This window comes from Leifsonia sp. SIMBA_070 (assembly GCF_046534635.1).
GTDB lineage: Bacteria > Actinomycetota > Actinomycetes > Actinomycetales > Microbacteriaceae > Leifsonia.
This window is the reverse complement of the sequence record NZ_JAWRYK010000607.1, coordinates 1-253: the sequence shown is the minus strand read 5'-3', so window position 1 is coordinate 253 and position 253 is coordinate 1. Positions and strand designations below refer to the sequence as shown.

Sequence of the window (253 nt, the reverse complement as noted above, 5' to 3'; positions counted from 1 at the left end):
GGCCCGCTGCCCAGTACGCGGAGTACGACATGCGCGAGCGCGGGATGCCCCATTCGTTGTGGATGAGTGGGCGCAACCGCTTCATCGCGTTTCTCTCTCCGTGGGCGAACACGTCGACGGAGCCGGACGGGGGCGCGAGGGCCTCGACCGCGGCGACCATCACGGAGCCGCATGACGCGCCGTCGCGGTGGAGCCAGAACACCTCCACACCCTCGGGAGCATCGATCGCGATCTCGTCGTCCGCAGATTCCAC

1 protein-coding gene is annotated in these 253 nt (G+C 68.4%); it reads right to left on the bottom strand.

Translation table 11 applies throughout. From position 1 onward, the window contains the following. On the bottom strand, positions 1–253 hold a 253-nt coding region (locus tag SB754_RS21650), incomplete at both ends, for a siderophore-interacting protein (protein ID WP_410784374.1).